This window comes from Ravibacter arvi (assembly GCF_039540405.1).
Classification (GTDB): Bacteria; Bacteroidota; Bacteroidia; order Cytophagales; family Spirosomataceae; genus Ravibacter; species Ravibacter arvi.
Genome location: NZ_BAABEY010000005.1, coordinates 35,197 through 51,106, shown reverse-complemented (window position 1 = coordinate 51,106; position 15,910 = coordinate 35,197). Strand labels below are relative to the sequence as shown.

General features: G+C 53.6%; 10 protein-coding genes. 1 reads left to right on the top strand and 9 read right to left on the bottom strand.

Annotated elements, in window-relative coordinates; all coding sequences use genetic code 11:
• Positions 1 to 34 precede the first annotated feature (34 nt).
• Positions 35 to 4,609: a translocation/assembly module TamB domain-containing protein gene (locus tag ABD852_RS03440; RefSeq protein WP_345026618.1), complete on the top strand. Its 4,575-nt coding sequence runs from the start codon at positions 35 to 37 to the stop codon at positions 4,607 to 4,609.
• 4 nt (positions 4,610 to 4,613) lie between these two features.
• Here ABD852_RS03440 and ABD852_RS03435 read toward each other — a convergent pair whose 3' ends face one another.
• From ABD852_RS03435 to ABD852_RS03395, 9 genes are all read right to left on the bottom strand, one after another.
• Entirely contained in the window at positions 4,614 to 5,879 is a 1,266-nt protein-coding gene (locus ABD852_RS03435) for an MFS transporter (protein WP_345026617.1), read from the bottom strand.
• Positions 5,880 to 5,984: 105 nt separating this feature from the next.
• Complete coding sequence (locus tag ABD852_RS03430) at positions 5,985 to 6,953, bottom strand: phosphotriesterase family protein (RefSeq protein ID WP_345026616.1); 969 nt, start codon at positions 6,951 to 6,953, stop codon at positions 5,985 to 5,987.
• 10 nt (positions 6,954 to 6,963) lie between these two features.
• Positions 6,964 to 8,328 carry an FAD-dependent oxidoreductase gene (locus ABD852_RS03425; RefSeq protein WP_345026615.1) on the bottom strand — a complete coding sequence of 455 codons (1,365 nt, stop codon included), beginning with the start codon at positions 8,326 to 8,328 and terminating at the stop codon, positions 6,964 to 6,966.
• 8 nt (positions 8,329 to 8,336) lie between these two features.
• Entirely contained in the window at positions 8,337 to 9,140 is an 804-nt protein-coding gene (locus ABD852_RS03420) for a sugar isomerase domain-containing protein (protein ID WP_345026614.1), read from the bottom strand.
• Positions 9,141 to 9,149: 9 nt separating this feature from the next.
• Entirely contained in the window at positions 9,150 to 10,064 is a 915-nt protein-coding gene (locus ABD852_RS03415; RefSeq protein ID WP_345026613.1) for an ROK family protein, read from the bottom strand.
• Between the two features lie 11 nt (positions 10,065 to 10,075).
• Positions 10,076 to 10,867 (bottom strand): SDR family NAD(P)-dependent oxidoreductase, encoded by a 792-nt coding sequence (locus ABD852_RS03410; protein ID WP_345026612.1) that lies wholly within the window; start codon positions 10,865 to 10,867, stop codon positions 10,076 to 10,078.
• Positions 10,868 to 10,903: 36 nt separating this feature from the next.
• A complete protein-coding gene (locus ABD852_RS03405; RefSeq protein WP_345026611.1) occupies positions 10,904 to 13,783 on the bottom strand; it encodes a PVC-type heme-binding CxxCH protein in 2,880 nt (959 codons plus the stop codon).
• A gap of 19 nt (positions 13,784 to 13,802) precedes the next feature.
• Positions 13,803 to 14,687: a sugar phosphate isomerase/epimerase family protein gene (locus ABD852_RS03400; protein WP_345026610.1), complete on the bottom strand. Its 885-nt coding sequence runs from the start codon at positions 14,685 to 14,687 to the stop codon at positions 13,803 to 13,805.
• Positions 14,688 to 14,705: 18 nt separating this feature from the next.
• Positions 14,706 to 15,908 (bottom strand): Gfo/Idh/MocA family protein, encoded by a 1,203-nt coding sequence (locus ABD852_RS03395; protein ID WP_345026609.1) that lies wholly within the window; start codon positions 15,906 to 15,908, stop codon positions 14,706 to 14,708.
• Positions 15,909 to 15,910: the final 2 nt, after the last annotated feature.

The window sequence follows — 15,910 nt, the reverse complement described above, 5'->3', positions numbered from 1 at the left end:
ACACATTTTGCGCGGTTGAAAGAAAGGCAGGTAAATGAAGCGACTATTGAAATCTCTGGGCAACGGAATTATCCTGGCAATGATTTTATCATTGTTCCTGCTCGGGATTGTCACCATCGCCGTACAATTTCCTTCCGTCCAGACCTACCTGGTCAAAAAAGCTTCTTCCTATTTTGCCGAAAAGCTTCAGCACCCGATTTCGATAGGGCGGGTAAACATCAAGTGGTTTGATGTAATTTCATTGCAGCAGGTGAGGGTACGGGACATGCGGAACGGGCCCATGATTGACGTCGAACGGATTGATGTCAATTTTGAACTGAGCGGTATCACAGGCAAAAAAAGAAAAGGTGTTTTTCTTGATGAAGTAACGCTTTTCGAGCCCGATGTCAACCTCCAGAAGAATGTAAAAACCGGTGAACTGAACATTGATGAGTTTATCGCCGCCATCGGGAAGCTTACGCAGAAAAAAGATACGACCGGCAGAAAATCCAACAAATTTGGCATAGGAAAAGCGACGATTATCAACGGCGTATTCCATTTCGGCGACAAACGTGTGGCCGAAATCCGGGACCCGCAGGTTTTTGACTTCAAAAACTTTACGCTCAAAGACCTGGGAAGCGAGCTCCTGGACTTCTCGCTTTCGGGAGATACCGTTCGGTTTCGGGCCGTCGATATGACCGCCACGGATGTGCATACCGGCTTAAAGATCGACAGGCTGAATACACAGTTCTCTTTTTGCAGGAAGGAAATGGTGCTGGCCGATCTCGATGTGAGGGCCGGCTCCACACACATCCGGAACTATCTCGCCTTTCACTACGATCACCCGTCGGCCTTTAACGACCTTAACCACAAAGTGGACCTGGAAGCACATTTCGCCGAATCCAGCCTGTATTCCAAAGACATCGGGTACTTTGCCAAGTATCTTTTCTCCCTGGACGAACGCTGGCAACTTAGCGGGATTTTCAAAGGGAAAGTAGTGGATTTTACACTCAGCTCCCTTCATGCCAGATTCGGTGGAGGAAGTACCCTGAAGGGAGACTTTACATTTAAAGGTCTGCCCGAATTCAGGACAACCGGCATGTTTTTCAAGATACAGGAAAGCCGTATCGACCCCCGTGACCTGGTACAGTACCATCCGCCGGCCAAATTTCACCAGACGCTGAAAAAGTTCGGCATGATCAATGCCGACGCCATCTTCGCGGGGTCTGTGGTCGATTTCACTGTAAAAGGGCAGTTTCAAACCGATATCGGGGACCTGGAAACCGATCTGGTATTTCATGCCAGGGAAACCCATAATACCACCTACAAAGGTTATCTTAAAACCAGGAACCTGGATCTGGGCACTGTCCTCGACAAACCGGAAACTTTTCAGAAACTGGACGTCGCGGGTAACATCGACGGCGTAGGACTGACCCTACAGTCGGCCAACGTCAACGTTTCAGCCAATTTGGGCCGTATTGGTTTCAAACGCTACGATTACCGGAACGTAACCTTCCAGGGCAACCTGCAGCAGTCCTTTTTCAAAGGAATGGTCGGCTCTATAGACCCCAACATGGTGTTCGAACTGAACGGGATGGTTGATTTCACGGGGGAGAAAAACCATTATAATTTCGACGGGATCGTCGAACAGGCCAACCTGGGCACGCTCGGCTTCACGAAAAAACCGCTGCGCCTCCACACCCAGGTAAATATCGAAGCCGACGGTAACTCTATCGATGACCTGACGGGAAAAGTGCGGCTTACCGACATTTATCTCCTGAAACCGGAAAATGACCGGAACCTGCTGCTCGATTCACTTATTCTGACCGCAGCAAAAACCAATGAAGAATATCGCGTAGAGATCAGCAGTGAAATCGTAAGCGCCGAAGTATCAGGCAATTTTGTACCCAGCCAGGCGGTAGCCGACATTGCCGAATTGCTGCGCGAATACAAACTGTTTTTTGCCGGGAACGAATCCGACCGTACGAGTTACTATGAATCAAAAGTTGTATCAGATACCATTAACCGGTACCGGATCGACTATGCGCTCACCGCCGGCGACCTGACCAGTCTGACCGACTTCCTGGCGCCTGAAGTGTTTATTTCTGCAGGCACGGCCATCTCCGGGTTTCTTCAAATGGATAATACCTCATTGGTAATGATCGAAGGTAAGGCAGATACCCTTAAATGGGGCAGCAACCATGCTTACGATACTGAGATCGATGTCTTCTTCTCAAAATTTGTCAGGAAACCGGAAGTACTCGCCTCCGCCACCCTCACTTCACGCCAGCAATCCATCAAATCGCAGGTCAACCTGGAAAAATTGTTTGTAGATGCCACCTGGGAAAAAGACCATATTCACTTCCTGACGAATGTGAGGCAGTTGGGCCAGGGGAACAAAGCCGTATTGAATGGCGACCTTGATTTTATTCCCACAGGTATGGCGATAAATCTGAAAGAAGGGTCGCAGTTCCTGCTCCTGGATGAAATCTGGAAAGTCAGCCCTAAAAACCAGCTGCTTTTCGAGGGTCCGAAGATCACTTTCAAAGACGTTGCCATGGAAAACGGGCGGGCCCGGGTGTCGCTGGAAGGGACCACCGGCGACAAGAGCGGGCAGAACCTTTCCATCGAGATGCGAAACTTCAGGCTGGCGTCGATCAATACCGTTCTCAACTCCAAATTTGACGGTATCATGGACGGTATTGCCAACATCAGGGACCTCGATATCGGGCAGGAGATGGATGTGCAATTCAAAATCGAAGGCCTGGAATATGCCAAACAGGAATTCGGCAACTTCATCGGGAAGGGAGACTGGGACAAGCTAAGCAAAAGGCTGCAGCTTAGTGCCTATCTTGAAAAAAACATGGCGCGGACGCTCAACGTTTCGGGCTTTTATACACCCGACAAAACCGAGAACCCGCTCGATCTGAAAGCCGATTTTAAACAAATGGAGCTCAAATTGATCGAACCGTTCGCTTCCTTCATCGTTTCCGACATTTCGGGGCTGGCTTCCGGAACCGTAAATGCGAACGGAACACTCACCAAACCCAAACTGAGCGGCTTCCTGAATGTGGAGAAAGGGCGGGCCAAATTCGACTACCTGCAGGCAATTTTCACTTTTGAAGACAAGATATACTTCGGTGAAAATGAAATTGTTGTCAAAAAAATGGAATTAAAAGACCCCGAAGGCAACAAAGCGACGCTTTCCGGCGGGGTTTACCACGATGGCTTCAAATTCCCCACTATCTCTTTTGATGCCGAGTTTAAAGGGTTTAAAATCCTCAACACAACAGCGGCAGACAATGAGCTGTTTTACGGCGTGGCTTACGTTACCGGCACAGCCAGCGTCCTGGGCCCGGCAGGCGATTTGACGATCAACTCGAATGCAACCAGCAACCGCGGCACGCGTATCTACATCCCGTTCGACGGTGCGACAGAAGTAACACAGAAAGAGTATATCCTGTTCGCGAGCCAGCTACAGCGCGACGCCGACAGCTCCGGTACCGGGCCCCGGCGTTTCAGGCCCGCCCGGCAGAATGGCATCAAGATGAATTTCAATTTCAATATCACCCCGGAAGCTTACTGTGAAATACAACTGGACAGACAAACCGGGGACATCATCAAGGCCTACGGCAGCAGCCTGCTTAATTTGAAGATAGACACGAAGGGTGATTTTGCGATGACGGGTACCTATGAAATTGAACGCGGGGATTATACCTTTACCCTTCAGAACGCCATTCACAAACGATTTGATATAAAACCAGGCAGCCGTATCACCTGGACTGGCAACCCTATGGAGGGTGTCGCCAATATCAGGGCCGCCTATACGCAGCTTACCTCCCTTGCAGACATCCTCCCGGTGTCTACTACTACCAACAATACCGCCAGAACCAGACGTTACCCGGTAGAACTGATCATTACCCTTACCGAAAGGCTGATGTCGCCGAGAGTGGGCTATGCGATTACTTTTAAAGAATACCCCAACACGCCCGAGTTTCGGAACGGCATCGCCATTTTCGAGAACCAGCTTCTGAACGACGAGCAGGAGTTAAGCAAACAGGTCAGCAGTTTATTACTTTTCAATACGCTGCTCAGCCCCAACAACCCCCTGTTCGGGAACCAGTCGCAGAGCTTTGTAGGCAACAGCGTCAGCGAGCTCATCTCCAACCAGATCAGTAAATGGGCGTCTGCCCTGGACCAGAACCTGGAGGTAGGGCTTACCGGCCTCACGCTTGACGAGCACATGATCGACAACCTGCAGCTTCGTTTTTCCTACCGGTTTCTGAACGACCGGTTCAGGATCACGCGTGACGGGCGGCTTACCAATGTGCAGAATCAATACGACGCTGCCAGTTTACTGGGCGAATGGACGCTGGAATACTGGTTTACACCCAATGGAAGCATACGGGGGAGAGCCTACAACCGCAACATTCAAAACCCGCTTCTGCTGAACAACACGCAAACCACTGCGGGTTTCAGCCTCCAGTTCAGCCACAGCTTCAACCGCTTCCTGGTCCCCGCTCCGGTCAGGAAAGACACCGCCTCCGGCGACTCCACGTCGCCTGTCGTACCGGTCGGTCGCCTGCTTCCCAAACTCAAATGGGTACCCCTGTCTATGTCGGGGAAATAAACACTCAGGCTTCGCCCGCTCGCCTGGTTTCCGGGCTTTTCATAACCGTAAGCGTCAGGACGGCTGCCAGGAATACCGCCACAGCCATCAGCACATACGAAGCATCGAAATTGCCGGTTACACCATTGAGATACCCTACCAGGTAAGCGCCTACAAACGAGCCCAAAGCCCCCATGCTGTTGATAAGCCCTATGGCGCCTCCGGCCACGTTTCTTGGGAGTATTTCGGTTATTACGGCAAAAAAAGGCCCGTACGGAGCATAAAGCGCCCCGCCGGCCAGCACAAGCAAGCAGAAGGAAAGCCAGAAGTTACCGGCGCCATTCAGGTAAATTCCTAAAAAAGCCAGCGCTGCCACCAGCAGGAAAGGCCAGATAAAAACCGGGCGGTTTAAGGTTTTGTCTGAAAAATAAGAGGCTGCCAGCATCCCGGCGATGGCCAGCACGTAAGGAATAGCCGATAGCCAGCCGGTGGTTACAATGTCCATATCGGGGGCCGATTTAATAATGGACGGCAGCCACATTACAAAACCGTACACACCCAGGCTCCAAAGGAAATACTGGCAACAGAGCAAAATGACAGGACGCGACCTGAATGCCTCCGAATAGTTCTTCACCGGCTTTATTCCCTGCTGCTCGGCCTGCAGCTCGTCCTCCACTGCCTTTTGCTCGGCAGGTGTAAGCCATTTTGCGTCTTTGGGGCGCTCGTCAATGATTTTCCACCACACAAATGCCCATACAATGCCCGGAAGCCCCTGCAGGATAAACATCCAGCGCCAACCGTAAGCGTCGATCAGGTAGCCGGACAATACGGACATCCACAGGACGGTAACCGGGTTGCCGAGGATCAGGAAGGTATTGGCCCTGGAACGCTCCGCTTTGGTAAACCATTGACTTAACAAAATCACCATCGCGGGCATGACCGCACTTTCCACAACGCCCAGCAAAAAACGTACTGCGATAAGCGTACCGGTATTGCTTACCATCCCGGTTGCAGCCGCCAGGGCTCCCCACAAAATCAGGGACCAGAAAATCAGTTTTTTGGCGCTCTTGTGAGCAGCATAGCGGGCGCCCGGTATCTGGAAGAAGAAATATCCCAGGAAGAATAGCGAGCTAAGCAGCGATGCCATCCCCTTGGTAATATTCAGATCTTCTGTCATGCCGCCCGCCGCAGCAAAACCGAAATTGGCTCTGTCCAGGTAGGCAAGGCTATAGGTTACAAATGCGATGGGTATAATCCGGTACCATCTGGAGCTGGGAAGCATGGTTTTCATTCGGTATTGGATACAGGTTCGAAACTGGATACTACAGCTATAGAGCGGTCAAGATAAGGTTCTTACTCGCCCGTAACCCGAATTCCTCCATTTTCCGGCGCCGGATCACTCCTTACCGGCCCCTACGCGGGAGAACCGGTAGAGGGAAGCGGGATTGGATATTACCAGGTTCTCCCAGAAACTTCCCAGTCCCCTGTCTGCCAGCTCTTTCCTGAAGGTAGTCACAAGATAATCCAGGCCCGGCTTTCCCCCGTAAGCGCGCCAATAGGAGCTGCGCGCTGCGTCCATACCCACCGTGATCTGATCCGGGAAATCAGGAAGCAAATTCTCCAGCAATTTGAATGTCCAGTTTTCTTCGCCTGCCTTCCACCGGAAAGCGCTGTCGTATTCCACGAAAACGCCGGTTTGAAGCAGGTCTCTGTGATAGCTGATATCCTTACGCCGGTCTACATGGCTGATTACCACGTGGCCGAGATCCACACCGAAGCGGTCGAATAAAGCCGCCTGCTCAATAGCCAGTTGCCCGGCATTGGAATGGGTTAAAACGGGAGCTCCTGTTTCGCGCTGCGCGATCGCGACGGCTTCAAATATTTTACGCTGATGATCGGAAATCCGGTCGTCGCCGGTAGCCAGCTTGATCATGCCCGCCTTGTGCGCGGTACGTTTTACAAGCGGTCCGCTGTAGTCATACCGGTCAATACCCTCCATGACGTCGGCGACGAAGAGCGAGGCCATTTCTTCCGCGGAATAGGTGTAGCGCCAGTGAGAAGCCGGGTAATATATCTCCAGGTGAATACCCGTAGGCGCGACAATATGAATACCCGAACGTTTTGAGACCTCAGCCAGCTTTATCACGTTGCGGCCGCTGTCGGAGGGCATAGTATCCACCATTGTCCGCCCCCCCTTCCGGTATACTTCACTCAGTTCTTCGGCCACCTTACCGACATCGTCAATAAGAAAGTCCGGGTTGGCTATTGTCGGAAAGCTTTGGTCAATAATAATATGCTCGTGTGAATAGGTAACCCCCATTTCTTCCGGGGCAATATCTCCGTTCACTGTTCTTACAAAACTCATAACGACTAAATCAATGCTTGTTATTGGCCCAACCGCCCCTGGAAATATCGGCTACCGAAACCGGGATTTCCAGGACTGCGCCGTTCTCGTACAACGTGTTTCTCAGGCTCCGTACCGATAATTGAGCGGCACTTTCGTCCAGCTCCAGGGACTGCGATGCGGCGAAACCGGCCGCCTGACCCATTGACATCGTCTGGGCCATAGAACGGCAGGACGCATGCGCATCGTGCGTGGCTGAAAAGCACCTCCCCACGACCCAGGCGGTGGCGCTTCCTTCCGGAACAATACAACCATACGGGACGCCATAAATACCCGTTCCCGGAATGTACTCCCAGTGCGTTTCGGTCCCGCCGCCGGGTGTTGCCCTGTGGTCTTCTATTGGTGCTCCGCACAGCAAAATACTGTCCGCGCCAATGGTCGCGGACATACAGTCTTCTTTCGTCAGCCTGCTTTGCCCGTAGACCCTCCTGGTCTCACGGACACCAATCTGATGGGAAAGCCCGATGATATCAGCGGCTTCATAGCCCGGCACCTCCTGCTGGAAAAACTTTTCATAGACAAAAGCCTGACGGCGGCCTTCAATTTCTGCCGAAGTCAGTGCATCTGCTTCCAGTCCCGAAAATCCGGCTACTTTTACGGCCACGGTCGAAATACATTTCCGGGCGTTCATCTCATGGGCCGAACCTTCCTTTCGGGGCAAAGCGTGTCGTCCGGCTGCCACGGCTTCATTCATACGCTGCATCAGCATCTTTTTCCCGCCGGCCTGCTCATAGACGCCCAGATCCACATTGCTCATCCGGAAAGTGGTGGTCATGCTTTGAGCGGGTTCTTTTTCGCCGGCAACTTCATAGCCAAACCCGGCAAGGTGTGAAAAATCGGCATCACCCGAAGCGTCAATCACGCGCCGGGCCGAAATTTTTCCAAACCCCGCTTTGCTCCACACAATGCAGCTGTATCCCTCGTTCTCACCCACCACGTCAATCAATGTGGTATGCAAACGGTAACGGACGCCCTGACGGGCCAGGAGAAGGTCCCAAATGGCTTTCAGCCGCTCGGGGTTGTAGTTCACCCCGGTTCCGGCGCCATAGGTATTGGGCCTCAGGAAGACAGCGCCAACTGCGTCCAAAGCATCCACTACCTGGTCCGGCCAGCCGCCTACAATCTTCCTGGGGGTTTCGCCGGGCGTAAAAAATCCATAGAATGTATCCAGCATCTGGGTAGAGCTGCCGCCCGGAAACCCGTATCTTTCAATAAGCATGACGCTGTACCGACCGTTTTGAGCCGCCGCCAGGGCAGCACAACAGCCTGCCGATCCTGCCCCTACTACCAGGATGTCGACCTTCTCTTCCACAGATAAGCGAATGGAATGTAACATGTGCGTGTCTAGCTTTCCCGGCTCACATAAGATTCAATTCCGACTTTGGCATAGAGTTTCGACAACCGGTGCGCATGCTCGTCATAGGCTGATTCAAAAATCTCGGTTGCACGCTGCGCCCCCACTTTGTTGGCGGCACTCAGTACTTTGGGCGGTCGCCCGGCATTGGTCAATAGTTGAGCTACCTCAGCTTTGATGCTGTTTACAATTACAGCTCCGCCCACAGTAGAGCCCGGCGCAACGGGGGTATCCAGCCCCGGTACATCGATCATGGCATCTCCGACCGGTGCGCCCGTATCGAGTACTAGATCTGCGAAATCCATCAGCTTTTTCCCGTCGGCCCGCTTGCTGGAGCTCTCGTTGGCATGTGCCAGCGTGACCAGAGCCACTACCTTTACACCTGAATTTTTCAGGCATTCGGCCATTTCCACGGGCACCAGGTTGCATCCGCCGGAGGAGATAATAAGTGCTGAATCTTTCTCTGACAGCTCAAAATTGCGTAAAATTCTGGGCGCCAGTCCCGGTACGTTCTCCAGGAACATGGCCTGTCTTTGCCCGTTGGCCCCTACCACCAGGTTATGAAAGGTGAGCGACAGTTCCACAATAGGATTAAACCCGGGGAAAGAACCATAGCGGGGCCACATTTCCTCCACCATAATCCGGCTGTGGCCGCTACCGAAAACATGTACCATCCGCCCGGCAAGAATAGACTCACTGAACCACGAAGCGGCCTGCAGGATAGCAGTTTTTTGTTTTTCAATGGTGGTTAATAACGCTCTTGTTTTGTCGATATACTGTTGTGAAAGATCCATAAAATGATACTATTTACACGTTAATTCTACTGAGGCGGCGGCGCCGATTGCACCCGACCATTCGTCAAAGCGCGCCTTCAACACCGGGGTAGCCACCCCGGTAGGTTTCCATTCAAAAACATCCAGAAATTCCTTTAGCGGGGTAAAAAGGAATTCGCCTGCACGCACGACCCCACCGCCCAGCACAATGGCTTCGGGAGAGAAAACATTGATCAGCGAGGCAAGCGCTGCGGCGAGATTCTTCACTGACTCCATCCAGGCCCAAACCGCTACCGGGTCACCGGCCCGATACCCCTGCAGGAGCTTTTCGGTATCTGCATACCGGCCGAAAGTGCGTTGTGAAACGGTAATATTCCCGATAGCGTTTTCGAGACTACCCGGGGTACCGGTTATGCCTAACTCGAGACTCGAGGCGTTCAGCGAAATATGCCCGAGATGTCCGGCGCGGCTGGCAAACCCTTTTACCAGGTTCCCGTTGAGCCAAATTCCTCCGCCTACTCCCGTTCCCAGTGTAAGCATCACCGCATTCCGGAGGCCTTTCGCTGCGCCGTACTTCACCTCGGCGGCAAGGGCGGCGTGCGCATCGTTGATCACCCGAACCGGGGCGCCCAGAAGCCGAGACCAATCAAGCCCGGCCAGACCGGCCATACGGCCAGGCATGAATGCAATGGCCGTATGTTCGTCATTTACCAGGCCGGGTGCAGCCAGGCCTATACCGGCAACCGGTGCAGCCGCTTTTTTTTCCAGGCCGTCCACCATCTCGAAGACGGCTTTCTGCCAGGCGTCCGGCCGCCCGTCTTCGGTTTCAGCAGAGGCAGTACGCAATACTTCTCCCGAATCAAGAGAAACAAGCGCGCCTTTGATACAGGTACCGCCAAGGTCGATCCCGATTGCGGCGCGAAGTGGAGAATGAGTTTTCTTCATTTCTATAGGGGTCACACCTGGCCATCGCTGATGGTCCACCCACCATCAATGCTGAGCGTCTGCCCGGTGGTATAATTGGAAGCGTCAGACATAAAGTAAACAGCAGCTCCATCCAGATCGGCGGGCCTTCCAAGCCGCCCGCCATCAAGTGGCTGTTTGGTCTCTATAAAGCGTCTTATCTGGTCGTCGCCGGCAGCGCGCTGCGACATAGGCGTTTCGACAAGCGCCGGCGCCAGGGCATTTATACGAATGTTATAGGAGGCGTAGTAAGACGCTACGGATTTGACAAATCCGAACACCGCAGATTTGGCGGCCGCATAGGCATGTGTGGTAAAATAGGCGGGTGAAGGCGAATAGCCCAGCACCGAAGTTACATTGAGAATTGAACCGCCGCTACCCTGTTCCAGAAATGCCCGGACGGCGGCCTGGTTAGATAACATCAGGGCGGTCAGGTTCAAGTCAAACGTCTTTTCCCATGCTTCTTTCGTGAGCGTGTGCAGGGGGCCGTCGCCAAACCGGCGACCGCTGCCGCCGGCTACGTGGTACAACCCGTCAAAGCCCCCGAAAGTGTCCAGGCAAAGGGAGATCGCCGTCGAAGCTGTAGAGGTTTCTCTCGCATCGCCCAGCATTACTACTCCCGCGCCTCCAAGCATCGATTCGATTTCACCGGCGGTGCTCTCTTCACCCAATCCGATTACCACTACACTGGCCCCGTGCTGAACAAACGTCCGGGCCGCGGAGAGCCCGATGCCGGCGGTTCCACCTATTACAACAATGCGTTTTTTCTCTAACCAGGAGTTCATCTTTAGGTTTGAGGTTTGAGGTTTGAGGTGTGGGGGTTATTTCATCAGGAAGGCTACGAGGTCGGCGAGCTGCTGCTCTTTCAGTCCGAGCGTAGCCGGATCGGGCATAAGCGTCCTGGTTTTTTCGCGGCTTACGATGTCTTTCGCGGCGAGAGTGACTTTTTTCCCGGTAACGTCCTTGACCACCACAAAATCAGCATCACTTTGCAGGAATCCGTAAACTGTGCTTCCGTCTTTCATCGTAAACATGATCGGCTCGTAACCGAACATCACATCGGCGTCGGGGTGCACGATCGCATCAAGCAACGCGCGACGATCCAATTTGTTTTTAATACTCGTCAGGTCGGGCCCGATGTCCGCGCTGCTCACCGTACCCATCTTGTGACAAGAGCCGCAGGACGCAGAAAAAACCCTGGTTCCATTGGCGATATTCCCTTCGAGCCCCAGGATGCCGGGAATGCTCAGGGCGCCCGCAGATTTATTGCCCGGGAAATATTCGCCCGCCAGCACCCGTACCGACTGGTCGGGATTGGCGTAGATATTCTCGGCAATGACTTCCATTAACCTCGGGCTAAGCCGTTTCCCGGCAGCCAGGGGAAAGAGCAGCTTGGCTCCTGCGGGATCCCGGGACAAAGCGGCGACAGCCGCCTCCTGCTCAGCAGCGGGCACATCTGCGGCACTCATTTTTTGCCGCCATTTTTTTACGTCCTCCGACAATTCTTCCGCCTGTTTCTTCACCTCGTAAAAACCCGCCCAGTCATTGCCCGAACGGAAAGACAACCACCAGGTGGCTTTGTCCGCAATCCTTTTATTGTCTGCCTGTTTTTCTATCTGCTGCATTGCCGCCGCCGCCGTCTTTTCCGGAACAAATGCCAGCGCAGTCAATGCCTGGTTTTGCTGTTCATAAGTCAACTTTTCATGCAAAGCCCTTTTTGTAAAGGCTTCAATTGATGCTTCCGGATGGAGCCGCCAGGCCAGGTTTACCATACGGTTGTTCCATTGCAACGGGTCTTTCCCGTACCGATTGACGAGGAGCGGGTAAATCGCCTGCTCTTTCCGGTCCATCCCCGACCCGAGCGCTTCCAGGTACCAACGATCCTTTCCGTCATATCCGTCTGCCAACGTCAGCAGCAGGTCGCGGCTCTTTTCCAGCGGGACGTCACGCAGTGACAACGCCACCTCTCTCCGTACCGCCGGGGATTTATCGTTTACCATCAGTTTCGCAAGCGGTACCACATCGTCTGTAACCGACCTCAATGCGCGGAATGCCACCAGTCGAAGCTGCGCATCCCCATTTTTCAGCAGCGCCTCGGCCTTGGCTTTGCCGGGCTGGCCAAGATGCGGTAGCAACCAGACAATCCGGGCTTTGTGATACGGGTTGCCTGACTTTTCGAAGGCACGAATTACATCTGGTAAAACTTTTGCCCCACTTTCGGCCAGTTTGGCAAAGCCGATACTGCGCACATTCACGGCGGGGCTAAGCAGAGCCTGCAATTGTCCCTGAGTCGTTTCAAAATTCAATTTCGGGACTGGCAACGACTTGCCTTTGGGGGTTACCCGGTAGATACGGCCATAGCCGGTTGTGTCATGCATGGCATGGCCGCCCACGATCGGGTCGTACCAATCCGCTACATAGACGGCACCGTCGGTGCCTACCGCTACGTCGCTGGGCCGGAACCACTTTCTCTTGTCGCCATCGAGTGCATCCCAGCGATAATTTTCGGTAGACTGCCCCAGCGAAGATACAAAGTCAATCCGGTCGGAAAGGTCAAAACCGGCGCCGGAGGCCGAGGGCTTGAAACCGAAAATAACGTTGCGGCCTGCGTCGGCGCTTAACAGCATTCCGCGATAGCCGGGCCCGAGTAAATTGTCTTCATAAAATGCAATTCCGGTAGGCGCGCCGGAGCCGGTAATATGCCCTGAAGGAATCACACCCGGGTCCTCCTGGTGCCAGTGTGCCGTTACAATGTTTTGATCAGGCCGCTGGTCTGCCCGCCAGGTCCTGGTTCCGTCTTTACTGAAAAAACCTGCATTTCCGGTCTCCATGAGCCAGGTAGTGCGGCACGATGCTACCTCGTCGTCGTTATCGTTCTGCCAGATATTGCCGTAAGAATCCACAGTAAACTCATACGCATTCCGGAAATTGTGCGCCAGTACCTTGAGCCCGCGTCCATCGGGATCTACGCGGAGGGCCAACCCTCCGGTCCAGATACGCCCGTCGTCACTTACTTGGGCGGGTTTGTTTTCTTTGTTGTAAGGCGTGCCGCCCACATACACGCTGCCTGAGCGAAGCGCCCAGCCGGCCTTGTCCGTCACCATGTGCGGGCCGGCATTTCCTACATTGAAGTACCACCGGCTATCGGGTCCGGCCACCACCGAGTGGAGAGAATGATCGTGGTCGTACCCCCCAAAACCGGTGAGAAACACCTCTTTTTTGTCGGCCTTGTCGTCGCCGTCTTCGTCGGTATATACCAGGATCGATGGAGCCGACGACACCACCACCTTATTGCCCAGCACGGCGATACCGACAGGCGACTGGAGGTCCTTGTCCTGTACGAAAACGGTAGATTTATCGGCTTTCCCGTCGCCATTGGTGTCTTCGAGTATCACAACGCGATCGCCTTCAGGATGGCTGAGCTTGCCGGGTGAATTGTTCTTAAAATTCCGGTAGTTAACCGCTTCGGCCACCCAAATGCGGCCCTTATAATCGACATCGATACAAGTCGGGTTATAGAACATAGGACTCTCCGCCCAAAGGGAGGCGTCCAGATCTTTCGGCAGAACGAGATCATCCGGGCTACCCGGACCGGAAAGCGGCGATGAACTCGCCAACAACAGTACAGTCGCAAGACCTGCCAGCCAGGGAACGCTGCCCCCGGTGGCGTGCGACAGACTCAAAACCTTGGTTTGCTTCATTTCAGACGGGATATTAAGGTTAAGCGGGAAAAATTGTACGCAAAAACCGGCGATTCGTGATATAGCTCTCCACCATGTCCGCGCCTTTGGGCACGGCGCCTTCTATGTGCATCCAGCCCTTGTAGCCGATTTCGTCCAGCACATTTTTCACACGCGGGAAATCGACTACACCTTTGCCGAGGAGCGCGCCGTTTTCTTTCATGTGGACTTCGCAGATATGGTCATTTAACCACTGGATCTCCCGAAAAATATCGTAGCCCATCTGGGTCGAATTGGCCACGTCGTAATACACTTTCACATTCCCAGAACCTACGGCCTGGATAATGTCCATGTGTTCTTCAGCACTCAGCCAGGATTCAATGCCCAGCACAACCCCCGCGGCTTCTGCTTCAGGCGCAACCTTCCTGAGTCTCCTGATCACCTCTTTCTGTCCTTTAGGATCGTTCTTCAAATCGCCTTTACTGAAAAAGGCAAGCAGGATTACCTTGCACCCGAGTTCCCGGGCCACGCCGATTCCGTCGCTCACCCATTGTTCAGTCCGCGGATCGGACTTATAGGGAATACTATTGAGCTCGCCGATGGCGAGGCCGCCAAACTTAACCCCGGTAGCAGCCGAAGCTTCGCGATAAGCCTTCTGCACTTCCGGCAGCCTCAAATGCATGTTATTGGCTTCTGTTCCGAGGCTGATCTGAACACCGTCGAGCCCTATCTTCTTCGCAGTATAAAATACTTCCGGCTTGCTGTGCCCGCCGATCGACCAGTCGCAGGCGCCGATCGGGAACCGCGTTTCCGTACCGCCACGGGTGGCTGCGCCCGGCAGTATTGACGCGGCCGCCAGGCAGGACAAGTAACGTGCGGCGGTCCGCCGCGATATTTTTCCGGGTTGGAATAGGTCGTCCGACATAAGGTCAGGGATTTAGGGTTAACGGTCTGCCTGTTTTTCTACCTCGATCAGCTTCCCGGTCTTCTTATGCTTCAGGATAAGCTTCACGACGCCGTAATGCGTAGTTTCTTCCTTGATAAGGTAGTGTTCGTCGTCGTAGTCCTTCATCAGCTCCTTTTTTCCGGTCGATTCACCACCCCGCCATACTTCCAGTTCTACGGGCTCCCACTGGCGGGATTTCGCAGAACGATAGGCTGCATCCATTACGGCGTTGACCACGTAACCGTCATAGAAGGTTTCAGCAGGCTCCTTTTTGCTTTCGAAAGCATCGAACATATCGCCGAACATGACGTTGTAGCCGAGTTCATGAACTTCGTCGCCAACCGGGAAAACCCACCCCTGGTTGGTTTCCGACTTTTCGGCTACATAGGCGTCCGCAGCGCCGGACGTATACATTTCAAAGCCTGTTCTCAGGAAATTATTGATCCAGATGGTACCTTCGGAACCCATCACCTCGTCGCGGAGGTCCATGCCGCCCCTGAAGGTCCAGCTCACCTCGAACTGGCTCACCGCGCCGTTGTCATAGCGGACCAGGCCGATAGCATTATCTTCTGCATCGATCGGTTTCACCAGGGTGTCGGCCCAGCACATTACTTCTATAGGGCGAACGTCTTTGCCGATATAATTTCGCCCGATCTGGATACAGTGGCAACCCAGGTCAATAATAGCGCCGCCCCCGGCTGCTTCGCTGTCCCAGAACCAATCGCTGTGCGGCCCGGGATGGGTCTCCCTGGACCGGGTCCATAACACTTGTCCGAGTGCGCCTTTCCGCACGCTCTGGATGGCTTTTTGGGTCTTTGGAATATACACCAGGTCTTCCAGGTAACCGTGAAAAATACCGGCCTCCTCCACCGCTTTCAACATACGGAGCGCCTCATCAGCGTTGCGTCCCAACGGCTTAGTGCACAAAACGGCCTTCTTTGCTTTTACGCAAGCCATAACCGCCGCCTCGTGAAGAAAATTAGGCAGCGCGATCAAGACCATATCGGCGTCAGGATCATTCACGGCCGCCTCCATGGAGTCCGTCCATTTGCCTATCCTGTAATCCTCCGCAAACCGGGATGCGCTCTCCCCGTTTCTTGCATAAACGACTGTTATGCGGTCACGACTACGCAAACCGTGGATAGAATCTGCATAAAACCTGGCGATAAAACCTGCTCCGAGCAGGGCAATTTTCCTCATGA